Raw genomic sequence first — 22,933 nt, forward strand, 5'->3', positions numbered from 1 at the left:
GACGGCCAATGCCGTTTTTCAGTTTTAGCCTATGTCCCTGACTCCCCAAGATATACAGCGTTTGGCGCAGTTGTCCCGCTTGCAATTCGAACCTGAGGCGGCGGATCGTCTGCTGGGCCAGCTCAACGGCTTTTTTGACATCGTCGAACAAATGCGCGCGGTCGACACCACAAGCGTGGTTCCCATGGCGCACCCGGTCGACGCCATGCACGGTTTAAGCCAAGTGATAGCTGACACCGACGAACACGGCATCACGCTGCGTTTGCGCGAAGACGTGGTGAGCGAAGCCAACCAGCGCGAAGCCAACCAACGCAGTGCACCAGCGGTTGAGCGCGGTTTGTTTTTGGTGCCGAAAGTGATCGAATAAGCCATGGCTGATTTACACCATATGACGGTTGCCGAATTGTCGGCAGGTTTGAAAAAGAAAGATTTCAGCGCGGTAGAAGTGGCCACGCGTTTTCTGGCACGCATGGGCGGTAATCCGCATCACGCGTTTTTAGACATCCACAGCGAAGTGACGCTGGCGCAAGCCCTTGCCTCTGACGAGAAAATCGCGAATGGCACCGCAGGACCTTTAGAAGGCGTGCCTATCGCGCACAAAGACATTTTTGTCACCAAAGATTTCGTCACCACAGCGGGATCGAAGATGTTGAAAGACTACCGCTCGCCGTTTGACGCCACGGTGGTAACCAAGTTACGCGAAGCTGGCATGGTGAATTTGGGCAAGCTCAATTGCGATGAATTCGCCATGGGCTCGGCCAATGAAAACTCGGCCTACGGTGCAGTCACCAACCCGTGGGACACCACACGCATACCCGGCGGCTCGTCTGGCGGCAGCGCGGCCGCTGTGGCAGCACGCTTGACACCGGCGGCCACCGGCACCGACACCGGTGGCTCGATTCGCCAACCAGCGGCGTTTTGCGGCATCACTGGCATCAAACCCACGTATGGCCGCGCCTCGCGCTATGGCATGGTGGCGTTTGCGTCCAGCTTGGACCAGGCAGGACCCATGGCACGCAGCGCCGAAGATTGCGCGATGTTGTTGTCCGCCATGTGCGGGCCGGATTTGGACAGAGATTCGACCTCCTTGAATGTGGCCAACGAAGATTTTTCTAGGCTGCTGGCTGTGCCTGCGGGCGACAAGCCTTTAGCGACAGCGGGGAAAGAGGGCGGGGCTTTAAAAATTGGTGTGCCGCGTGAGTGGCTAGGCAGTGGTTCGCAAGTTGAATTCGATGGCCATGCGCCAGCACGACGCAGCGAAGGTACTGACAAAGAAATACAGCGTCGAATGGAAGAGACGCTCACGCTTTACCAATCTCTGGGCGCTGACATCGTGCAAGTGAGCTTGCCGCAAGCCCATTTGTGCATCCCCGTTTATTACATCGTGTGTGCAGCAGAAGCGTCCAGCAACCTGTCGCGCTTTGATGGCGTGAAGTTCGGCCACCGCGCCAAAGTATTTTCAGACTTGGCAGATATGTACCAACGCAGCCGCTCCGAAGGTTTCGGCGACGAGGTAAAACGCCGCATCATGATCGGCAGTTATGTGTTGTCGCACGGCTATTACGATGCTTATTATTTGCAAGCGCAAAAAATCCGCCGCATGATCGCCAATGATTTTCAAACAGCATTCGCGCAATGCGATGTGATTGCCGGGCCTGTTGCGCCGACGACCGCATGGCAACTTGGCGACAAAGCCGCCGACCCACTCGCCAACTACTTGGCCGACATATTCACCTTGCCAGCGTCTCTTGCGGGTTTGCCTTGTATGAGTATTCCCGTGGGCTTGGACGACATCGGTATGCCCGTGGGCATGCAGTTGATTGGCAACTATTTACAAGAAGCATCGTTGTTGAATGTGGCGCACCGTTTTCAGCAAGTGACCTCCTTTCAACATGCCAAGCCGGAGGGCGTGTAAATGAGCACCTCCCTTTTAGTCCATGGTTACGAAGTCGTTATCGGCTTTGAAACCCACGCCCAACTCTCTACACAAAGCAAAATTTTCAGCCGCGCGTCCATCGCGTTTGGTGCCGAACCGAATACGCAAGCCTGCGCCGTAGATTTGGCCTTGCCCGGCACGCTGCCGGTGATGAACAAAGGCGCGGTCGAACGCGCCATCGAACTCGGGCTGGCGCTGGGTTCACACATCGCCGAGCGCAGCGTGTTTGCGCGTAAAAATTATTTCTACCCTGACCTGCCCAAGGGCTACCAAATCAGCCAGTTTGAAATACCCGTGGTGCAAGGCGGCGCGGTGTCTTTCTTTTTGGGCGACGAGAAAAAAACCGTGCGCTTGGTGCGTGCACATTTGGAGGAAGATGCGGGCAAGTCATTGCACGAGGATTTCATTGGTCAATCAGGTATCGACCTGAACCGTGCGGGTACGCCACTCTTGGAAATCGTCACCGAGCCCGATATGCGCTCAAGCGCTGAGGCTGTGGCCTACGCCAAGGAGCTACACAAAATCGTCACCTGGATAGGCATTTGCGACGGCAATATGCAAGAGGGCAGTTTTCGCTGTGACGCCAATGTGTCGGTGCGCAAACCCGGCGCACCACTGGGCACACGGCGTGAAATCAAAAACCTCAACAGCTTCAAGTTCATGCAGCAAGCCATCGACTACGAAGTGCGCTGGCAGATCGAACAAATTGAAGACGGCCACGCCATCCAGCAAGCCACCGTTTTGTTCAACCCTGACACGGGTGAAACCCGCGCCATGCGCACCAAAGAAGATGCCGCCGATTACCGCTATTTCCCCGACCCGGATTTGCCCCCGTTGGTGATTTCGCGTGAATGGGTGGCGCAGGTGAGACATGACATGGCCGAGTTGCCGCGCGTGATGGCCGAGCGCTTTGTCACGCAATACGGTTTGCCTGAATACGACGCTACGCAACTCACGCAAAGCAAATCAATGGCGGCTTATTTTGAGGAAGCCGCCAAGGCTTGTGGCCAAGCCAAGTTAGCGAGCAACTGGATCATGGGTGAGTTGTCTAGGCGCATGAATGCGGACAACCTGGACTTTTCGCAAGTACAACAACGCATCAGCGCTGTGCATCTGGCCACCTTGATCTCACGCATCAACGACAACACCATCAACCACAATTCAGCGCGGCAGGTTTTTGAGGCGTTGTGGTCAGCGTCACCTCACGGTACAAATGTTCCTCTTACAGGTGTCGGCGCAGTTGCCACCGTTGGCGACATCTCGCATGATGTGACTCAAGCCGCTTCAGTGATTGACAACATCATCGAAGCCAAAGGTCTCAAGCAAATGAACGACACCGGCGAGCTGGAGAAAATCATCGACGAGGTGCTGGCCGCCAACCCGAAAAACGTCGAAGAGTTCAAGGCCGGCAACACCAAAGCTTTAAATGGTTTGGTCGGCCCCATCATGAAAGCCAGCAAAGGCAAGGCGAATCCGGCGCAAGTCAATGCACTGTTAGTGAAAAAGCTGGGTTGAGTTTGTGGGTCACCCTGAAAATCGGTGACCACATGACCAACTTTTATAGCGTGCGATAGCTTGGCAGCCCGCTTATTGATCGCACTTTCCTCATTCAGCACATACCCCAACTGAGAAAAATACTGCGCTTGCTGATGCACCGCCCCAACCATATCCACCAGCACGCGCCGTTTTTATTGTCAGTACCCCAATCCCACAGCCATTTCGTCAATCAGCCCGCGCTGAAAAACGGCTTGGCGGGCATTGACTTGCCAAGCCTGACCCAGCTCCAGATAAGGGTCTTCCACACCCATGTCGACACCCACCAGCGTCTCGACAACGGCGTGGCCGCAAAAGGGAACGGCAGATTCGGCGTAGCCGCCTTCGTGCACGATGACCAAGCGGCCGTTGCAATGCTGGTCGGCCAAGGCCATCACCTGGCGCGTCATCATGCGAAACGAATCGCTGTGCAGCAGCATGCGTGCTAGCGGGTCCACCAGATTGGCGTCGAAGCCACTGGCCACGATGATCATGTCGGGCTTGTACTGGTTGATGGCGGGAGTGACGATGCGCTCCATGGCGTATTGGTAAGCGTCGTCCCCACCGCCAGGAAGCAGCGGCACGTTGATGTTGTAGCCCAGCCCTTTGGACTCACCCCGGTCTTCGGCACCGCTGTAGCCGGGCGGGAAGCAGCCCTCCTGATGAAGCGAGATCGTGAGCACATCGTCGCGCCCGTAAAAGATACTTTGCGTGCCGTTGCCGTGGTGCACGTCCCAGTCCAGCACCACCACGCGCTGCACGCCGTGCTTCTTCTTGGCCGCTTCAATAGCAACCGGAATATTGGCCAGCAAGCAAAAACCCATGGGGGTGTCGGCCAGGCAATGGTGGCCCGGTGGGCGCGACATGGCGTAGGCATTGCGGTAGCTGCCACTGAGCACACCATCTACCGCATGCAGGGCCAAGCCTGCAGACAGCTTGGCAATCTCGTAGCTGCCTTGGCCAAAGGGCGCATATGGCCCCAACTCGCCGCCGCCCGCATCGGATGCGGCCTTGAACTTCTCTAGGTACGACTGCGGGTGCACGCGCAGCAAGTCTTCCTCGGTGGCCATGGGTGCGCTGCGAAAATCCAACTTGGAGACCAGACCAGACACTTGCAGCAGCGACACGATACGGCGCTTGGAATCGGGCGACTCGGCCAGTCCCATGCCGGCGGGTGGCTGCACCCAGCCGCCTACATGGGCAATGAGCGCGAAGCCCCCTGCGGTGCAGTGCCACAGACACTTTTCATCGTGAAAGAAAGCAGTCTTGTTCATGGTGTTGTCTCCGGTTTGTTGTGGTGCGAGGCCCGAAGAATACGAAGCGCATGCGCTTTGCAACAGTCGTTCAATTGAACGATGGCGCGTCTTTCCCTATTGGCACGGCTGCACCTCCATGCTGAAATATGCGATGCCATGATCCACGCCGCCAACCCTGCCCCTGCCCCTGCCCCTGCTCCTGCTCCTGCGCCTGCGCCGCATACGGCGCCTACCGAGCTTGACGCGCCACTGCTCCAACGCCTGGGCGTTCTGACCCACAACCTGTATCGCTACGCGCATACCGAAGGCATACGCAGCTTTGATGCACTGCTTTTTAAGCTCTTGCAGGATGCCCTCGCTTTTGATTCGGCATGGATTGGACACAGTACCCTCACGCCCGCAGGGCCAGTGATGCACAGCAACGTGTTGCACCAACTCACACCCGATTACGCAGCCTGTTGGGAGGCGGTGCAGGCACACGATCCGCTGGTGCACGAGGCCATTGGCCAGCCGGGGATGCCCACCTTGCTGACCGTAGACGACGTCCATTTGCACCCCGAATTTCGCGCCTTCTTGCAACAGTTTGGTATCGGGAAAGTGCTTTGCACGACCAATCTCGACCCGACCTTGCAGACCTGTGTGCACCTGTCGCTGTACCGCCATGCAGCGCAACCCGCTTTTACGCAATCCGAACGAGCATTGATGGCCGCTGCCATGCCCAATCTCGCCAGTGCGATTGCCATGAACCGCATGCGAGAAGTAGAGCGCGTGCACGCGGGCAGCACAGCGCCGCGCACAGGTGTGGCCATAGTGAGCAACAAGGGCTTGGTTCAATACGCAGATGCTGCCTTTGGCGACTTCATGCTCAATGAGTGGCCCGACTGGCCGGGCGCCCTGTTGCCTACACCGCTGCTGCAGGCATTGGCGAGCGACACGGCGCATTTCAACGGCACGCGCAACTCGGTAGTTGGTCAGACCCGTGGAGACTTGCTTATCGTCACTGCACGCAGAAAACCGCGCAGTGACAACCTCACGCCCCGCGAACGAGCGGTCGCACTGCAGTTTGCACAAGGCAACAGCTACAAGGAAGTGGCACGCACGCAGGGTATGGCGCCATCCACCGTGCGCCACCACCTGCGTCAGGTTTATGCCAAGCTGAATATCCAGGACAAAGGTGCTATTGCCTGGGCACTGGCCCAAGAGCTATCTTGAGCAACAGGCCCAGCCGTTTCTGGATGGTCACAGCGTCCCCATTTTCAGCCTTGAAAAGGTCATGCATACAAACCACCCGCCCGCTACAGTCAACCCTATGCCCACCCCTCTCCTCCTCATTCCCGGCCTGATGTGTGACCACAGTGTGTGGTCACCGCTGTTGCCTTTGCTGCCCAAAGACCTGCCCACGCACACAGCAGATCACAGCGACAGCAACTCGCTCACCGACATGGCGCAGCGCCTTTTGAACAAGGCGCCGCCGCTGTTCGATATGGCTGGGCATTCCATGGGCGGACGGGTCGCGTTGGAAGTGTTTCGGCTCGCACCCGAACGCGTGCGCCGTATCGCACTCATGAACACCGGCTATTTGCCATTGGCAGCCGGTGAAGCTGGGGAAAAAGAACGTGCTGGTCGCATGCAGTTGCTGGCTATCGCTCACACCCTAGGCGTACGCACCATGGCTGCGCAATGGGTGCAACACATGGTGGCGCCAGCACGGCTGCATGACGCCGTATTGATCAACGCCATCATCGACATGTTCGAGCGTAAATCAGCCACCGTGTTTGAGCGCCAACAACACGCCTTGCTCAACCGCCCGGACGCCAGCGATGTGCTCAAACGCATCCATGTCCCATGCCTGGTCATGACAGGTGAACATGACGGCTGGGCGAACGTGGCGCAGCACCAAGCCATGGCAGATGAGCTGCCTTTGAAAACCGAGGTGACTGTGATTGCAAACGCCGGTCATATGCTGAGCATGGAAGAACCGGTGGCCGTGGCTCAGGCGCTTCTAAATTGGCTCAACTGAGGCGAAGGTTTTTTGGCTGACTCAGCCTGCTGGCGCAACGAAGCCAACACGCCATCGACCATCAGCCCTTGCGCCACATAGTATGTGCCCAACACCCACAGCCCTGCATACGGCAAAGGACTGATGAACGTATCCATCGCCAGCACACTGTCCGACAGCATGAACACGGTTGCACCGGCGGCCGTCTTTAAGCTCGGTATGTCTTTGAATTGAAAACTTCGGCCCCATGCTTGTGACGCCATCAGTGCAATCACCGCCACATACACCGCTACCGGCCATCGCATGTCTGCGGGTAATCCGTTAAAGAACAACACCGCATACATGAGCGCACCTGCGAGTAAACAGCGCAACATGGCGGTTCGGCTCGGCAACACCTGCGCATCCATGGTCAACAACTTGAAATAGCAGATGTGCGCGCTTAAAAACGCCACCAGCCCTGGCAAAAACATACCCGGGTAAAGCAACAGCACATCGCCAACCCAACTCAAACCAAGCGCACGCACCAACCAAGTTTGCGGTTTGTCCGCCAGCCCATTGGGCAGCCACGCGACAAACATCAACAACATCAAAGCCATAGGTTTGGCCAAGAAATACACATCCTCCCAACCACAAGCAGATGCGGCCGTAGACAACGCCGCCATTTGCACAAACGCACACAGCAAGGGTGTGACACGGTTTTGCAGCAAGGCGTTGACGCCCCACAATCCAGCGGTCACTGCCAGCACACACACCGCAGCATCACCCCAAACCATGCTGTCCATGTGCCACAACACATCCATGGCGGCTGCCAGCAACAACACAAACCATCCTGTGGCCCATTGCAATGTGCGACGGCTTTGTACCGGCTCAAATGACAGATGCTGTTCGATGGCAAACGCGGGCTTGGGAAAACGTTCTGCCACATCTGCAGGTCGCCAACCGGGATGGCGAAACCAGACGCGCAGTTTGTCAAGCCCATTTGAGGCGTGCCAACTGTCGTGAAATAAACCGCTGTAGACCTGCCAGTTGGCCCACAACGGGTCCCAACTGTTGAGCGGTGCGCGCGTGCCATACACACAAGGTGTTTGTGCGTCTTCTTCCTTGAAGCTGCCAAACATGCGGTCCCACACCACCCAGATACCGCCATAGTTACGGTCCACATACGCGTCGTTCACCGCATGGTGCACACGGTGATTGGAGGGAGAACAAAACCAACGGTCAAACCAGCCGAGTTTGCCTACGTGTTCGGTATGCACCCAGAACTGGTAGAGCAAATCGATCAACGCCACGATGCCGAAGATAAAAGGCGTGACACCGATCGCGGCCATGGGCACATAAAAAATCCAGCCCACCGCTGCGCCAGAGGTGGTCTGTCGCAAAGCAGTCGACAAGTTGTAATGGTTGCTCTGGTGATGCACCACATGACCGCCCCAAAACAGCGCCACTTCGTGACTGGCACGGTGGTAGCAGTAATAGCAAAAGTCGTACAACACCAACGCGATCAGAGCGCCATACCAGCTGTTCCAAAACTCCGGTTGAGGAAACAGCGCTACATGCTCGAACACCAAGGTGTAGATGGTGATGCGCAGCAAACGGGTGAATACCGCGCTCAACTGACTGATGACCCCGAGGCTGATGCTATTGATCGCGTCGTCCCATCGGTAGCTTTGTGCCGCTGTATGCCCTTGGCGAGACAAACGCCAACCCCACCACCATTCGAACGCTATCGCCAGAAAAAAAACCGGTGCCGCCAACACGATGATGAAGCCCATGGTTGTCCTTTCAATGTTTCACTCAGTGTCAATTCTCACTGCACTCTAGGCAACAATGCCCACAAGCGCAATGGCTGTTTCATGCGTCCGGCCAGCTCGCCCGCTGCTGCGCCGGTGCCCATGTACAAATCGGCACGCACCGCGCCGACGATGGCGCTGCCGGTATCTTGCGCCACCACCAAGCGTTGCAATGCCTGCGTGGGCCCGGGCGACACCATCCATACCGGCGTTCCGTATTCCACGCTTTGCGGATCAACCGCGATAGAGCGGCCTGGCGTCAATGGCAGTCCTTGTGCGCCACGCGGTCCGATGCTGGCGTCAGTGATGGCTTCTTCTTTGAAAAACACATAACGCGGATTGACCCACAACAATGCTTGCGCCTTTGGTGGATTGCGCTGAATCCAAGCCTTGATGCCCGGCCATGACGCATCTTTTATTTCATTTTTATCAAGCAACCAGCGTCCTATGCTTTGGTAAGGCTGTTCATTGGAGGCTGCAAAGCCCACACGTACCACGCGCACCCGCCCATCGCCCTCGGTGATTCTCAAACGCCCCGACCCCTGTATGTGCAACACCATGGCATCGACAGGGTCGCTGATCCAAGCGATTTCTCTGCCGTGCAATGCGGCTTGCGCCGATGCAAGCGTGTCGATTTCTTGTCGGGTGAACCAAGGCTGACCTGATTTCAATCCAGCTGGTGGTTGATACAAAGGAATCGAAAACCCGCTGCTCGGTACACGACGGGCTTCCAATACCGGCTCAAAATAACCGGTCAACAAACCAGACGACTCGCCCTGGCCGTTTTCAATCCGATGTGGTTGCAAACGTTGCATCAACCACTGTTTTTGCTCGGTGTCAGTCGCCAGCGTCAGTCGTCGCACATCCGGACACACCGCAGCCATCAGTGGACCAGGGCGCTCACAATTGGACAGCAACACCGCCCAGACTTGCGGCATGGACTCGTTGTCCCAGCCCGGCAAATCAGACCATGGCACGGGTACCCGTTGACTTCGCCTGTCAGTCAATGGCACTGCCTCAGGGGTTGTCGCCGTCACGGTAGGCACAGTCGTTGGTGCGGTCATCGGCGCAGGGGCCGACTTGGCAGCAGGTGTGGTCTGCGGCGAGGTCGGCAAGGGCGGCATTTTGCTGGCGCAGGCAGACAGCAACACCGGCAGCATCCACCGCGCCATGAATTGACCCGCTGTCAAACCCACACGGCGCAAACAGATTACAGTGGGGGTTGAACTTGGAAGAAAAAACATGTGGCTGATTTTGCTTGAAGCTTTGCTCGCTGGGGGCATACTGGTGTTTATCGTTTGGTGGACCATGTTTTCAGGTCGTCAGCATGGCGAGCCCCGTGACGAAGAATGATTCAAGCCGCACCAGTATTGACAGCAGGTAATTGTTTTCGCCTTTCACGCAGCACCTGCATGTCCAACTCGGCCACCACGCAAGCCGCCTCCTGCGGCTGACAAGCCACCACCTGTCCCCAGGGATCCACCCACATCGAATGGCCCCAAGTGCGGCGACCGTTTTCATGCGTACCCGCTTGCGCTGCTGCACCCACCCAAACCAAGCTGTCTAACGCACGGGCTCGCAACAACACCTCCCAATGCGCCGAACCTGTGGTGTAGGTGAATGCACTGGGCATCAGCATCAGGTGAGCGCCCATGGCGGCAAGCTGTTGGTAATGCGCTGGAAACCGCATGTCAAAACAAATACTCAAACCAATGCGCCAATTGTGACCATCGCGCGAGGGTATATCGAAACACACCGGCGTATCGCCAGCCTGCAGTACCCGCGCCTCGTCATAGCTTTCAACGCCATTGTCGAAATGAAACAAATGAATTTTGTCGTAACGGGTCACGCATTCACCGGACGGGTTGAAGACCAGGCAGGTGTTGCGTACACGGCTGCTGTCGCCAGGCACTGCGATTGGCAAACTGCCTGCTGCTAGCCAGAGGCCATGGCGTTTGGCCATGGCTGACAAAGCGTGTTGCATCGGCCCATCGCCAAAGGTTTCGGCAATATGCAATTTGTCGCTGTCGTGTTTGCCCATGAGACAAAAATACTCTGGCAAGACAGCAAGCTCGGCACCCTGCGCAGCCGCTTGTGCTGACAGTTGTTCTGCCATGTCCATGTTGACCTGAACCGAACAGGACGACACCATTTGCAGCAATGCGGCTTTCATGGTTTGACTGCTCCTGGTTTAGCTGGTGCCGGCGTCTTGGCGTCGGGCTGCGCGTCTTCCACTTTGGTGACCTTGGGTTCTTTCCAGGTGCCTTGCACGTGAAACTCCTCGGTGTTCGATTTGATCAACGGTTTACGCAACACATACTGGGCCAGAAACGTGGTGAGTCCAACCAAGGGATTGATCGCACTGTAAACCAGTGAGGCAGTGCCTGCATTCAACTCCGGCACGATCACTACCTTGAGGTCTTGGGTTTCATTTTTGATGTCTGCTTTGCCTTCCATCAATACCGCCGCACTGACGCCCTTCATTTGCAAATTGTTGGTGCTGGCTATACCTTGTTGAATCGTCACATCGCCACGCACAAAATCAAATAAAAAACCTTCACTGAACAGATCGCTGAAGTCCAGCATCAAGCGCCTGGGCAAGGACTGCAAACTCAATACCCCAAGCAAGCGTGCCACACCCGGCTCGGTTTTCAAAAACTGGCCGCGCTCCATGTTGACATTGAATTGCCCATTCATGCTGTTGTAGTCAGGCGAAAAGGGCGAGCCCTGCCAACTGACTTGCCCCACCATGCGGCCCTTGCCATTGCGAATCGCGCCTTTGTAACCGAGCCGATCAAGCAATTCGCCTGAGTCCTGAATTTGTAAAGTGAACTCGAGTTGCGAACGTTTGGCGACCGCTTTGGCAGCACCCCCCCATTGGCCTTTGCTTTGAAAACTGGCTTCTGGCAAGGTGAGATTGAGTTTGCTCAGCACCCATTCGCGTGAGCCTGCGGTGTTGGTGCGGGCAAAACCTTCGATCTCAGCGCGTCCCATGGCAACGCCGCGCAACTCCAAGTTGTCGATCACAATATCAAGCGCAGGCATGTCCTTGGGGGATTCGGACAAGGTGGATTCCACTTCTTCCAGCACCGAGGGAGGGATGGTGAGATGCGACAAGCGCGCGGTGATGCGAGCACTGGCGCCGTCCAAGGCAGGACGGTAGTCCATGCTTCCTTGAAACTCATTGGCGCGCGCTTGGATTCGCCATTGTTTGGGCTGCTTTTCAGCGCTGGCCTGAAACTGGCTGAAGGTGCGACCAGACCACACCAGGTCTTGCGCTTGGATGTCTATTTTGGTCGGCATGTATGCAACGGCTGAATTTTTCGTTGGTGCATTGCCCTTGGCTGGCGGCTCATCCTCCATCCAACTGGCTAAAACGGGTTGCCACTCATCCATATTCAAATAAGGCTGTTTGATTTGTAACACCACGCTTTGATCCGATGCCTCTTTGGGCGCTGGCAGATTGCCTAGCTGTAAGTTGCCACGCAAGACAGTGGGGACAGCGCCGCTGATGTCCCTGACATAGTTCAGCGATAGCAACTGTCCGAGCGTGAAACGCATTTGCTCCAGCGAGGGGTGCGAGCGCCCAGCGCTGGAACCCAGTACCGTTGTCTCATAACGCATTGGTAACAAGGCAGACGCACGCTTGTCCAAAGGCTCGGGCAAATCAATCGCCATGCCTTGCAGGTTACTGAGAATGGTCAATTCAGGCACCCCTTGGCTCAGCCCCATGGTGGCAATGTAACTGGTGCTGCCTTTGAGCTTGGCCCATACCCCAGACATGCTGACCAATTCTGGCGCTTGCTTGATGGCATCCGCTGAAACACTGCCTTGTAATACCAAGCGCGTCTGAGCTTCGGGCGCACCGTCTGCAAACCGCAAGCCACCATCCAGTCGCGCTTCACCGCCCAACAAGCTCAGTTTGGCGTTTTGCACACTCATGCTCGACTGCGTGTAGTTAACAACCCCCTTGGCTTTGTAAATCTTGGGCACAGGGGGTTGAAGTTGTATGTCATTGCCCAGCAAATTCACCGACCCTTGTAACTTGGTGTTGTCCAAGTTGGATACAGGGACGATCAAATGAAATTGATGTTCTGCCAGACCACTGACGCCCGCCGGGTTGAACAAACTGCCCACCGACTCGGCCAGCGGCGAATTGTTAATGATGACCAAGGCATCGTTGAGGCTGCCCTTGAGTTGCGCCGACACATCCACCACGATGTCATTCAAATCAGGAATTTGCACCTCCAGTCGCGTGAGCTGCAAGGCAACCGGCTGGCCGATTCGAGCAGATGTGGACTTGAGTTGCATTTGGTTACGGTTGATCGACAACTCACCGGTGAGTTGCTGCAGCGCAGGCCAACGCGGCGCAGCGCGTTTACCCAAGACGCTGGGCGCAGGCGCAGGCGCGGGCGAGTATTGAAAACCCAATTGCTGAAACGGCGCACGAACCATGAACACACCGTCATTGGTTTTATTGAAGGGAAAGTGATCCATGTGCCCTTTGATCTGTACGGACACTTTTTCAAACCAACCCGCTCCGGTCGCCTCTTTCACATACTGTCTTGCCTCTGCTTGCATCTCCAGCGGCAGGTAGCGGTAAAGCCTGGAAGCTTGCATACGTTGGATTTGCGCGTCCAGTTCCAAATGTCCTTGCGGTAGCTTGCTGTCGCGCTCTGACCAAGTCAAATCGAAACTGCCTTGGGTATCCGCATTGGCAAGACGGGCATTTTGCAATTGCAGTTTCAACAACTGATTTACCTTGGTCCAACTCAGCGTTGTTGAAAAAGTTTTCAATGGCACGACGGGTTCTTCCAACCAATCCACCAAGGTGACACTGCCATCTTGTACCGACACCTGCGCCTTGCCGCTTGATTCATCAAGTTCAAATTCGACTGTGGCACCTGTCACCCCCGGCCACCAGTCGTCTTCAGGTCGAGGGGTTTTGTGTGCAGGACTGGCATTGACTTCCAAACCCTTGACCTGGCCGCTTGCCTTGAAATGAAAACCGGGTGTATGGGCGTCAAACCATTGCATCTTTAGCGCATGCAACTGACCGCGCGGCTGCGTTTGCGCCATCAGCGCATGCATGTTTTCATCCATGGGTATGCGTTGTGCAATGCGGCTAATGACCTCCAGCGGCATGTCCTCTATTTGAATCTCACCGGTGCTGGCCCAAGGCTCTTGCGCATGGCTGGCATGTCTCCAGGCAAACCGTGTTTTGCCGCTGGACCAGCTCGGGCCTTGTGCGGGTGTGACCTTGATGTGTTCTGTGACCAACTCCTGCCCCAAGCTGCCCATCCAGGATTGCAAGCGCAGTCGGCCCTCGATCTGCTGAAAGTGAATGTCATCGAGTTGCTGCGCCAATTTGACTTTGACATCACGAAGGCCGACGTCCACCGTCTGGTTGTTCCATACGCCGTTGTCAATATCAGCCCAGGCACGCAGCCAACCTTCGCCGGACTGTATTTCTATGTTCAGGTAGGCCTTGGCATATGCCGCTAAGCGAGGGATATCCACATGCGGCATCTGTGCATAAAAACTGCCCTTCCACGTCGTTATATCGCTGGCACGGCCATTGAGTAAGGCCTGATTGAAACGGCCTTGGATACTGATGGCCTGGCCCCATTCAGGCGGTGGCAGTGCATCAAAACGCCACGCATGGCTACGCAGACCATTACGCAAAGTGACGTTGACGGCGGTTAAATCGACTTCAGGTTGCTGCAGCATGCGGTCTACCCAACGCAAACGTCCGTCGTGAATGGATATATTCGGTTGGCGTAACAACCAATCGGCCATTGACGAATCGTCTGCACCACCTATTGGCATACCGGCTATCTGCCAATGGCCTTGCTGGTCACGCATGATTTCCAATTGCGGTGCTTGCAGATCAATGCTGTCGAGCGTCAAACTCAGCAACGACGCTGGCGACAAGCTGATGCGAACGCGCGGCAAGCGCAACACCTCCTGATCTTGCTGGTCTCGCAACACGAAATCGGTCAAGATAAACGACGGCACCCAGCCGTCCGATTCGGATTGCAATTCCCCGATGCTGACTTTCACCCCCCAAGCCTGCGAAGCCATGGCTTCAATTTGGGGTTGCCAATCCAAGATACGCGGCACAATCAACCAATGCAATGTCACCGTAGACAACAACATCAGTGACCAAAAACCCATCACCAGCCACCACAACCAACGGGTCAATCTGACATACCAACGCAAGCCGTTGACGGCAGCTAAAGATGGTGTGGGTTGATCAGACATGCAGAAGTAGTATCAAGGAAAAGGGGAGGCTTCATTGAAATTATCACCGCCAAGCAGCTTGCTGAGTCAATACTGACATGAATAGCCCGGGATTTTCTGCGAATGGTTCGCGTCTGGTGCAAAGACTGCGGCGTCGCTACGCCGAACAATTGCACTGGCTGGCAGCAGGCAACCCGTCCCCGGCGTCACTACAAGACTGTTATGCACAGTTGTTGACGCAATACCCGCAGACAGCAGATGCGTTGCGCGTGTTGCGCCAGTTGCTGATGGAGCGCTTGGTCGTGCTCGATAGTGAACAGCAAGCAGATTTGTCAGTTGTGACTGCCAGCATGACCTGGCTGGCCGAGTTCAGTCTGGATGTCGCGCTCACCGACGCCTTGTCGCGGGTCGCGGCGCGACACGGCATGCCGCTTCGCGCCGATGGCACGCCGGCCCAACTCTGGGTGGTCGGCATGGGCAAGCTCGGCGCGGCCGAATTGAACGTATCCAGCGATATTGACCTGGTGTATGTGTACGACGAAGACGGGCTGACGCAAGGAGATTCGCAAGGTCGGGCGAGCATCGATAACCATGCGTTTTTCGACAAGGTGGTCAAGCAAGTGTTTCAGTTGATTGGCGACATCACTGAACACGGTCAAGTCTTTCGCATGGACCTGGCACTGCGTCCCAATGGCGATTCTGGCGCCAGCGTGGTTTCTTTGTCCGCATTAGAAACCTATTTCCAAGTGCAAGGGCGTGAATGGGAACGGCTGGCGTGGCTCAAAGCGCGGGTGGTGGCGCCCGCGGCATGCATAGACAACGTGCCTGATTTGCGCGACATCGTCACACCGTTTGTGTTTCGCCGTTACCTGGACTACAACGTGATTGACGCCTTGCGTAACTTGCACTCTCAAATACGTGCGCACGCTTTGCGGCTGAGCGCCGGGCGGCCTGAACGCGCCGATGACATCAAGCTGGGGCGAGGCGGTATTCGTGAAATCGAATTCACGGTGCAATTGCTGCAAGTGGTGCGAGGCGGTCAGTTTGCGGAGCTGCGTATGCGCGCGACGCTGGCAGCATTACCCGCTTTGGTTCAAGCACGACTGATGCCTGCGGACACCGCCAGCGAATTGGCCAAAGCCTATGTATTTTTAAGACGGGTAGAGCACCGGGTGCAGTACTTGGACGACAAACAAACCCACGTGTTGCCGGAAGATGAAGACGATTTGCAATGGATTGCACACAGCCTGCGGTTGGCGGACAGTCAGACATTGAAATCCGAACTGCGCTATTGGCGCGACCTTGTGGCACTGGAGTTTGAGCGTTTGTTGCGCCCGGTATCGCAAAGCACAGGCATGCCAACCACGATGGCGTCCACGCAGGATTTTGAAACCCTACAGGCCCAGCTGAGCCCGGCATTGCGCGCGCGCGCGGCCTCATGGTCAGATTCTCCACGTGTCAGGGCTTTGCGTGAGGACGCCAAGCAGCGATTACTGCAATTGTTGCAACGCACACAGCACTGGCTGGACGAAGGCCGCATCAGCGAAACCTCGGCGCTGCGTTGGTGCGACTGGATGGAGCCGCTGCTGCGGCGAGAAACCTATGTGTCATTGCTGCTCGAACGTCCACAAGTTCATGCGCAATTGCTCAAATTGCTAGATGCTGGGCGCTGGACCACGGCGTATTTGATGAAATATCCTGGCGTCATCGACGAGTTGGCTGATCCGGCCATGCTCGATGAGCGATTGGACGCGGCAAACTTAACGCGCAATATCCAAACGCGATATGCCGCTTTGCAAGCGCATGCGGGTGATGACGAAGAAAGCCTGCTCAATGTGCTGCGCCGCGCCCACCATAACGAATTGTTTTTAACGCTTGCACGCGATGTGCAAGGGCGCTTGACAGTCGAACAAGTGGCGGACGATTTGAGCGCCTTGGCTGACACCATGGTGCACATCACCGCGCAATGGGTGTGGCAACGCTTGAAGCAACGGCACCGTGAGACGCCTTGTTTTGGCATCATCGGCTACGGCAAATGGGGCGGAAAAGAACTGGGCTATGGCAGCGATTTAGACATTGTGTTCATTTACCAAGACGACCACCCGCAAGCTGCCGAGGTGTATGCGGCGTTTGCCCGCAAATTGATCCAATGGCTGACCACCCAAACCGGCGAAGGCGATATGTATGAAATAGACACCGCCCTCAGACCCAACGGCAACTCAGGGTTGCTGGTCAGCAGCATAGAAGCCTTTGCCGATTACCAAAGCCAACGAGGCAGCAACACCGCATGGCTATGGGAACACCAAGCCATGACACGGGCGCGTTTTTGCGTTGGCGAGCCGGCTTTGCGCGCCCCGTTTGAAGCTATACGTCGACAAGTGTTGTGCGCAACGCGCGAGCCACGGGCATTGGCCACTGAAATCATCGCAATGCGCCATAAATTGCGGGCTGCCTACCCGGTGCCTGCCGGCCAGTTTGACTTCAAGCACAGCCCGGGCGGCATGATAGATGCCGAGTTCGCAGTGCAGTTTTTGGTGCTCGCATTTGCCGCACGCCATCCAGGCTTGCAAGACAACATAGGCAATATCGGTTTGATGCTGCAAGCCCAATCTGCTGGCTTGTTGCCGCCCGGCGTCGGTACGGATGCTGCCGACGCCTACCGTGAATTGCGCCATTGGCAACATCAGGCCCGCTTGGATGAGCACATGGGCAGGGTCACATTCGGCCAACTCAGCAGCCAGCGCGTTGCCATACAAACATTGTGGGATTGCGTTTTTTCAAGCCATGCCCCACCCTGAGCATTCAACACGCACCATGGCAACTGCAGGGGTTGCTGGCGTCATTCCATTGCCAAAGACCAAGGTGCCCGAGCAATAGGCACATGTCATGCAAGTTTTTTCGGCAGGTCTAGGGGCTTTAGGCGCAGTCGTAGACAATACATACAACTTAACGCATGATTGATTACATGAATACTTCACAATGCTTGAAACCTCTGAACCTGATTTGGCTGTGGGCGTGTCTAGCACTGTCACAACCCGCATTGGCTCAAAACAGCAAGCCTGCGCCGACGACCAATGGCAAGTGTCCGGCGGTACTGCAATACACGGTAGATAGACTGCAAGACGAAAAACCACAAAACCTGTGTCAATACGCTGGGCAAGTGGTGTTGGTTGTCAACACCGCCAGCTTTTGCGGCTTTACCCCGCAATACAAAAGCTTGGAAGAACTCTACGCCCGTTACAAAGACAAAGGTCTGGTGGTGCTGGGCTTTCCCTCTAACGACTTTTCCCAAGAGCCTGCAAACAACCAGAAGATCGCCGATTTTTGTGAAAACACCTATGGTGTGAAATTTCCGATGTTCAGCAAAACCACGGTGCGCGGTGCTGATGCGTCGCCGTTGTTCAAACAGCTCACCCAATTGACCGATACCGCACCTAAATGGAACTTTTACAAATACCTGATCAGCCGTGACGGCCGTCAGGTGAAAAGTTACAACAGCTCCACCGATCCGCTAGAAGCCGGTTTTCTGGCCGAGGTCGACAAACAACTCAGCGCCAAACTTCCCTGACATGATCGCGAGGGTAGCTATCGTCGGCTCTGGCATTGCCGGCCTGTCGGCAGTCCACCACCTTCACGGTCACGCAGACATCAGTTTGTATGAAGCGGCAGATTATTTTGGCGGGCATACACACACTGTGGATATCACCTTGCCAGGTGACAAAGGGGATTGCAGCTTCGGCGTAGACACCGGCTTTCTGGTCTACAACGAACGCACATACCCCGGACTGATCGATCTTTTTCAGCAACTTGGCGTGGCTACGGCTCCCTCTGACATGTCGTTTTCTGTGCAAGCGCCTTGGGGTAACTCGGGCCGCACGATAGAGTGGAACGGCGCCGACCTCAATAGTGTGTTTGCCCAGCGTAGCAATTTGCTGCGGCCCAGGTTTTGGTGGTTATTAAGAGAAATTCTGCGCTTTAACAAACGCTGCACACAACTGGCGCAGTCTTACGACGATGGTTCGTTGATGCAACCGCTGCAAGATTTTCTCGACCAGCATGGTTTTGGTGCCACCTTTCGCGATACCTATTTGCTGCCCATGCTCGGCTGTATTTGGAGTTGCCCGACCTCGCAAATGCTGCAATTCCCGGCCGCCACCATGGTGCGTTTTTGCGATAACCACGGACTGTTACAAGTCAACGATCGACCGCGCTGGTGGACTGTGAGAGGCGGCGCCAAACACTATGTGCAAGCCATCACCTCGCGCGTAGCCAACAAATACCTGAACACCGCAGTGCAATCCATCGATCGAGACGAAACTGGCGTCGTGTTGCACACCGCGAGAGGCGCCGAACACTTTGACCATGTGGTGATTGCCACCCATGCAGATCAAGCCATGCGCATGCTGTCTACACCGAGCTCACAAGAACACGCCGTGCTGTCTCACATCAACTTTCAGCACAACCTGGCTGTGCTTCACACAGACGCCAGTGTGATGCCACAACAGCGTCTGGCCTGGGCGGCTTGGAACTACCAGCGAACCGCTGATGCACAGGAAAACGCCCATGTCTGTTTGCATTACTGGTTGAACAAATTACAACCGCTGCCGTTCTCACAGAATGTATTTGTGTCACTCAATCCCGCCAAGCCCATCGCCGCACACCATGTCATCGGACGCTTTGATTACGCGCATCCGGTGTTTGATCTGGCCGCCATTCAGGCACAGCGACGCATCGGCAGTCTGCAAGGCATGCAACACACTTGGTTTGCCGGGGCCTGGACGGGTTATGGATTTCACGAAGACGGCTTCAAGTCCGGGCGTGCCGCCGCACAAGGCATATTGCAGGAATTGATGCAGGAAGAACCGGCGTGAGCACTGCACCGGCGCACCTCCCGCTGATTGGCACAGGACAAGTGCGTCATACCCGACAACGTCCACGGTTTCACGCCTTTGCCTACCGCACTTGGTTTTTGCTGCTGCCCATGCGCAGCATGGCGCGAATGGGTAGCGGCGCACTGGCGGTGAATCGCCGCGCTTGGGTGTCTTTTCATGACGCCGACCACGGTGACGGGCGCACAGCGGCACAAGGCGGCGCCTTGGCCTGGCTGGACGAATTGCTGCAAGCCCAAGGCATCCATGACGCACAAGGCGAGGTCTGGTTGCACACCTATGCACGCGTATTCGGTTATGTTTTCAAACCAGTCAGTTTTTGGTATTGCCACCGCCGCGATAACTCGTTGGCGGCCATCGTGGCTGAAGTCAACAATACCTTTGGTGAGCGCCATTGTTATGTGCTGCCCGCGCCTCGTTATGGTGTCAGCATGACAGCAGACAAAGTGTTTTACGTGTCACCTTTTTGTGAAGTTCATGGTCAGTATGCATTTCGTTTCATGCGGACACACACACAGACCGGCGAACGCACCGTGGTTCGTATTGACCACAGCGACGAGCAAGGTATGCTGATCAGCACCAGCGTCAGTGGACACTTGCAACCGCTGACGTCTCACCGCTTGAACAAGGCGCTGTGGGCGCATCCCATGCACAGCTTGGGCGTGATCGCTCGCATCCATTGGCAAGCATTGTTGCTCTGGCTCAAGCATGTGCCTTTGGTCAACAAACCGGCTCCGCCTGAGAAATTTGCCACGCGTGGCAACCATTGATTCATTCAAAACCATGACCACTTTCCAAACGCCAGACTTTCATTTGCCAAAACTTGGCAAAACCGTACCCGCCGCAGCCAAACGCGGTCTGCACATGTTGCAGTCCATCCAAAAAGGTTGTCTGCACCTGACTTTGCCAGACGGGCAACGCTTGCGTTTTGGCAAAGATGATGCCATTCAGGCGCATATCCAATTGCACAACTGGCATGTGTTTGGTGCTGCATTACGCTCGGGTGATATCGGTTTCGCAGAGAGCTTCATGGCAGGCGACTGGGACACACCCGATCTCACCGCCTTACTGCAATTGCTGGTGATCAATCGCCGCCCTATGGACGATATGATTTTCGGTACTTGGTGGGGCCGATTGGCCTACCAGTTACGCCATTGGATGCGACGTAACACCAAGAAAAACAGCAGCAAAAATATCCATGCCCACTATGACCTGGGCAATGCGTTTTACAGTTTGTGGCTAGACCCCAGCATGACGTATTCCTCGGCGTGGTTTGATGACAACCGGCAACAAGACTTGCAATCGGCACAGCACGCCAAGCTCAGGCGTGCTTTGCGCATGGCCGGTGTGCAGCCCGGCGCGCGCGTGCTGGAAATTGGTTGTGGCTGGGGTGGTTTGGCCGAATTAGGTGCGGCTGAATTCGGCGCCCACATGACTGGCATCACTTTGAGTCCCTCACAATTGGCGTTTGCCAAACAGCGCTTAGACGCGTTGGCGCTATCGGCTGATTTGCGCTTGCAGGATTACCGCGACACCAACGACGGCCCCTTTGATGCCATTTGTTCCATTGAAATGATCGAGGCCGTCGGACGTGATTATTGGCCAACCTATTTCCAAACCATTGCCAAGTTACTCAAACCCGGTGGCCGCGCTTGCGTACAAAGTATTGTGATTGACGATGCCTTGTTCGAGCGTTATGCCTTGGGCACAGACTTTATCCAGCAATACATTTTTCCAGGCGGCTTTTTGCCCAGTCAAAGCACCTTCATCGCCCAGGCGCAAGCAGCAGGGTTAGAGGTGGTGGACCAATTGGCCTTTGGCTTGGACTACGCTGAAACGCTGAAACGTTGGCGCGAATCCTTTTTGCAAGTGCAAGCGCAGATGCCTGCGCTGGGTTTTGACTTGCGCTTCGAACGCACTTGGTTGTTTTACCTGGCGTATTGCGAAGCTGCATTTTTAGAACACAACACCGACGTGGTTCAGTTCACTTTGCGTCAACCCGCATGAACTCCTTCGGTCACCGCTCCTTGGCCCTTCTGGGTTTACCTGCCATGCCACTGGCCTTTGTGGCTTTGCCGTTGTACGTCATTTGGCCGCATTACTTTGCCAACCAATTTGGCGTGTCGCTGGGCTTGATCGGGGCGGTGTTACTGTTGGCGCGTCTGACCGATGCGCTGCTAGACCCTGCACTTGGCTTGTGGGTAGACAGTTTGATGCGGCGGCACAGCCAAACCTTGCTGCGCCGCACTTGGCTGGCAGGCGCATTGTTGTCTGTCGGGTTCTTGTTGCTGTTTTTTCCCCATTGGTTGACCGGTCCCACTGTCACCATCGAACTGCTGATGTTGCTGGTCTTGGGGGCGTTACTTCTCAGCTATCTTTGCTACAGTTTTCTCAATATTGCCTTGCAATCTTGGGGCGCCAGGCTAGGGGGTGATGTGGTTATGCAAAGTCGCTTGGTGGGTTGGCGCGAAGGGCTGGGTTTATGCGGCGTGATCCTGGCTTCATTGACGCCAGGTTGGGGCGGTATGCCTGCATTGGTCAGTTTTTTTGTGCTGTTATTGGCGCTGTCGTTAGGGGCCTGGTGGTACGCACCTCGGCCTCTGCCTGCAGAAATTCAACCCATGACCTATGAGCCCCAATGGCGCGTTTTGCTCAAGCCATGGGGTCACGCGGGGTTTCGCCGTTTGCTGTGGGTGTTCATGTTGAACGGTATTGCATCCGCCATCCCCGCGACATTGATGCTGTTCTTTGTTCAGGACCGACTGCAATTACCGTCTGCGCTTCAAAGCCAGTTTTTGGGCGCTTATTTTTTATCTGCTGCCATTTCCATGCCATTGTGGCTGGCATGCATCACGCGTTTTGGTTTACGCCGCAGTTGGCTTGCAGGCATGTTGCTGGCGGTGGCGGTGTTTGTCTGGACCTTGGGTCTGGGCGCCGGTGACGAGATAGCCTATACCTTGGTGTGCCTGCTCTCGGGTTTGGCGCTGGGTGCTGATTTGATTGCACCAGGCGCATTGCTCAATGGCTTGTTACAACAATCACCGAATGACAGCCAACACAGCGGCGCCTATTTCGGTTGGTGGCAAGTCGCCACCAAACTCAATTTGGCACTGGCCGCCGGCATCAGCTTACCGTTGTTGCAATGGCTGGGATATGCAAGCGGTTCACGTGATGCACCGGCATTGCTGGCGCTCAGTTGGGCCTATGCGCTACTGCCCTGTCTGTTGAAATTATGGGCAGGCTTGGTATTGTTCTTTTCAGCCCCACATCTGCAACACAAGGAGTGA

General features: G+C 55.8%; 16 protein-coding genes. 11 read left to right on the forward strand and 5 right to left on the reverse strand.

The window, feature by feature from the left end; genetic code table 11:
• The first annotated feature begins 31 nt into the window (after window positions 1-31).
• Genes gatC through gatB form a run of 3 tightly spaced genes read left to right on the forward strand, consistent with a single transcriptional unit; the run spans window position 32 to window position 3,451 of the window.
• Window positions 32-367, forward strand: a complete 336-nt coding sequence (gene gatC, locus AC9UG7_RS11845; RefSeq protein ID WP_509588011.1) for an Asp-tRNA(Asn)/Glu-tRNA(Gln) amidotransferase subunit GatC — start codon at window positions 32-34, stop codon at window positions 365-367.
• 3 nt (window positions 368-370) lie between these two features.
• Complete coding sequence (gene gatA / locus AC9UG7_RS11850; RefSeq protein WP_509588014.1) at window positions 371-1,915, forward strand: Asp-tRNA(Asn)/Glu-tRNA(Gln) amidotransferase subunit GatA; 1,545 nt, start codon at window positions 371-373, stop codon at window positions 1,913-1,915.
• The gene (gatB, locus tag AC9UG7_RS11855) at window positions 1,916-3,451 is read left to right on the forward strand and encodes an Asp-tRNA(Asn)/Glu-tRNA(Gln) amidotransferase subunit GatB (RefSeq protein ID WP_509588017.1); all 1,536 of its coding nucleotides are present in this window, start codon (window positions 1,916-1,918) and stop codon (window positions 3,449-3,451) included. It abuts the gene before it with no gap.
• 179 nt (window positions 3,452-3,630) lie between these two features.
• Here the strand turns inward: gatB and AC9UG7_RS11860 are convergent, their stop codons facing one another.
• Window positions 3,631-4,743: a histone deacetylase-like amidohydrolase gene (locus AC9UG7_RS11860; protein ID WP_509588020.1), complete on the reverse strand. Its 1,113-nt coding sequence runs from the start codon at window positions 4,741-4,743 to the stop codon at window positions 3,631-3,633.
• A 138-nt stretch (window positions 4,744-4,881) separates the two neighbouring features.
• Between AC9UG7_RS11860 and AC9UG7_RS11865 the strand changes: the two genes are divergently transcribed.
• The gene (locus AC9UG7_RS11865; RefSeq protein ID WP_509588023.1) at window positions 4,882-5,937 is read left to right on the forward strand and encodes a helix-turn-helix transcriptional regulator; all 1,056 of its coding nucleotides are present in this window, start codon (window positions 4,882-4,884) and stop codon (window positions 5,935-5,937) included.
• Between the two features lie 97 nt (window positions 5,938-6,034).
• A complete protein-coding gene (locus AC9UG7_RS11870) occupies window positions 6,035-6,745 on the forward strand; it encodes an alpha/beta fold hydrolase (protein WP_509588026.1) in 711 nt (236 codons plus the stop codon).
• Here AC9UG7_RS11870 and AC9UG7_RS11875 read toward each other — a convergent pair.
• The 4 genes from AC9UG7_RS11875 to AC9UG7_RS11890 form a co-directional block, all read right to left on the reverse strand.
• Entirely contained in the window at window positions 6,718-8,496 is a 1,779-nt protein-coding gene (locus tag AC9UG7_RS11875) for a lysoplasmalogenase family protein (protein WP_509588029.1), read from the reverse strand. The genes AC9UG7_RS11870 and AC9UG7_RS11875 overlap by 28 nt on opposite strands.
• Window positions 8,497-8,531: 35 nt before the next feature.
• Entirely contained in the window at window positions 8,532-9,719 is a 1,188-nt protein-coding gene (mltA, locus tag AC9UG7_RS11880; RefSeq protein ID WP_509588032.1) for a murein transglycosylase A, read from the reverse strand.
• A 149-nt stretch (window positions 9,720-9,868) separates the two neighbouring features.
• The gene (locus AC9UG7_RS11885; protein WP_509588035.1) at window positions 9,869-10,687 is read right to left on the reverse strand and encodes a carbon-nitrogen hydrolase family protein; all 819 of its coding nucleotides are present in this window, start codon (window positions 10,685-10,687) and stop codon (window positions 9,869-9,871) included.
• Complete coding sequence (locus AC9UG7_RS11890) at window positions 10,684-14,778, reverse strand: YhdP family protein (protein ID WP_509588038.1); 4,095 nt, start codon at window positions 14,776-14,778, stop codon at window positions 10,684-10,686. Before AC9UG7_RS11890 ends, AC9UG7_RS11885 begins: the two co-directional genes overlap by 4 nt.
• A gap of 77 nt (window positions 14,779-14,855) precedes the next feature.
• On the opposite strand from AC9UG7_RS11890, the gene glnE reads away from it, so the two are divergent.
• From glnE to AC9UG7_RS11920, 6 genes are all read left to right on the forward strand, one after another.
• Window positions 14,856-17,555, forward strand: a complete 2,700-nt coding sequence (gene glnE / locus AC9UG7_RS11895) for a bifunctional [glutamate--ammonia ligase]-adenylyl-L-tyrosine phosphorylase/[glutamate--ammonia-ligase] adenylyltransferase (protein ID WP_509588041.1) — start codon at window positions 14,856-14,858, stop codon at window positions 17,553-17,555.
• A 167-nt stretch (window positions 17,556-17,722) separates the two neighbouring features.
• Window positions 17,723-18,325 (forward strand): glutathione peroxidase, encoded by a 603-nt coding sequence (locus AC9UG7_RS11900; RefSeq protein WP_509588044.1) that lies wholly within the window; start codon window positions 17,723-17,725, stop codon window positions 18,323-18,325.
• Between the two features lies 1 nt (window position 18,326).
• Window positions 18,327-19,628, forward strand: coding sequence for an NAD(P)/FAD-dependent oxidoreductase (locus AC9UG7_RS11905; RefSeq protein ID WP_509588047.1), 1,302 nt, complete (start codon window positions 18,327-18,329; stop codon window positions 19,626-19,628).
• Window positions 19,625-20,416, forward strand: a complete 792-nt coding sequence (locus AC9UG7_RS11910; RefSeq protein WP_509588050.1) for a DUF1365 domain-containing protein — start codon at window positions 19,625-19,627, stop codon at window positions 20,414-20,416. The genes AC9UG7_RS11905 and AC9UG7_RS11910 overlap by 4 nt, the downstream gene beginning before the upstream one ends.
• A gap of 13 nt (window positions 20,417-20,429) precedes the next feature.
• Complete coding sequence (locus tag AC9UG7_RS11915) at window positions 20,430-21,653, forward strand: class I SAM-dependent methyltransferase (RefSeq protein ID WP_509588114.1); 1,224 nt, start codon at window positions 20,430-20,432, stop codon at window positions 21,651-21,653.
• Window positions 21,650-22,933, forward strand: coding sequence for an MFS transporter (locus AC9UG7_RS11920; protein ID WP_509588053.1), 1,284 nt, complete (start codon window positions 21,650-21,652; stop codon window positions 22,931-22,933). Before AC9UG7_RS11915 ends, AC9UG7_RS11920 begins: the two co-directional genes overlap by 4 nt.

This window comes from Limnohabitans sp., from assembly GCF_046052765.1.
Lineage (GTDB): Bacteria > Pseudomonadota > Gammaproteobacteria > Burkholderiales > Burkholderiaceae_C > Limnohabitans.

Excerpts from the sequence above, each read along its gene's own strand:
- gatA (WP_509588014.1), top strand. The coding sequence starts at position 371 with ATGGCTGATTTACACCATATGACGGTTGCCGAATTGTCGGCAGGTTTG.
- AC9UG7_RS11915 (WP_509588114.1), top strand. The coding sequence starts at position 20,430 with ATGACCACTTTCCAAACGCCAGACTTTCATTTGCCAAAACTTGGCAAA.
- AC9UG7_RS11865 (WP_509588023.1), top strand. The coding sequence starts at position 4,882 with ATGATCCACGCCGCCAACCCTGCCCCTGCCCCTGCCCCTGCTCCTGCT.
- AC9UG7_RS11875 (WP_509588029.1), bottom strand. The coding sequence starts at position 8,496 with ATGGGCTTCATCATCGTGTTGGCGGCACCGGTTTTTTTTCTGGCGATA.
- gatC (WP_509588011.1), top strand. The coding sequence starts at position 32 with ATGTCCCTGACTCCCCAAGATATACAGCGTTTGGCGCAGTTGTCCCGC.
- AC9UG7_RS11900 (WP_509588044.1), top strand. The coding sequence starts at position 17,723 with ATGAATACTTCACAATGCTTGAAACCTCTGAACCTGATTTGGCTGTGG.
- glnE (WP_509588041.1), top strand. The coding sequence starts at position 14,856 with ATGAATAGCCCGGGATTTTCTGCGAATGGTTCGCGTCTGGTGCAAAGA.
- AC9UG7_RS11890 (WP_509588038.1), bottom strand. The coding sequence starts at position 14,778 with ATGTCTGATCAACCCACACCATCTTTAGCTGCCGTCAACGGCTTGCGT.
- AC9UG7_RS11885 (WP_509588035.1), bottom strand. The coding sequence starts at position 10,687 with ATGAAAGCCGCATTGCTGCAAATGGTGTCGTCCTGTTCGGTTCAGGTC.
- AC9UG7_RS11870 (WP_509588026.1), top strand. The coding sequence starts at position 6,035 with ATGCCCACCCCTCTCCTCCTCATTCCCGGCCTGATGTGTGACCACAGT.
- gatB (WP_509588017.1), top strand. The coding sequence starts at position 1,916 with ATGAGCACCTCCCTTTTAGTCCATGGTTACGAAGTCGTTATCGGCTTT.
- AC9UG7_RS11905 (WP_509588047.1), top strand. The coding sequence starts at position 18,327 with ATGATCGCGAGGGTAGCTATCGTCGGCTCTGGCATTGCCGGCCTGTCG.
- AC9UG7_RS11860 (WP_509588020.1), bottom strand. The coding sequence starts at position 4,743 with ATGAACAAGACTGCTTTCTTTCACGATGAAAAGTGTCTGTGGCACTGC.
- AC9UG7_RS11920 (WP_509588053.1), top strand. The coding sequence starts at position 21,650 with ATGAACTCCTTCGGTCACCGCTCCTTGGCCCTTCTGGGTTTACCTGCC.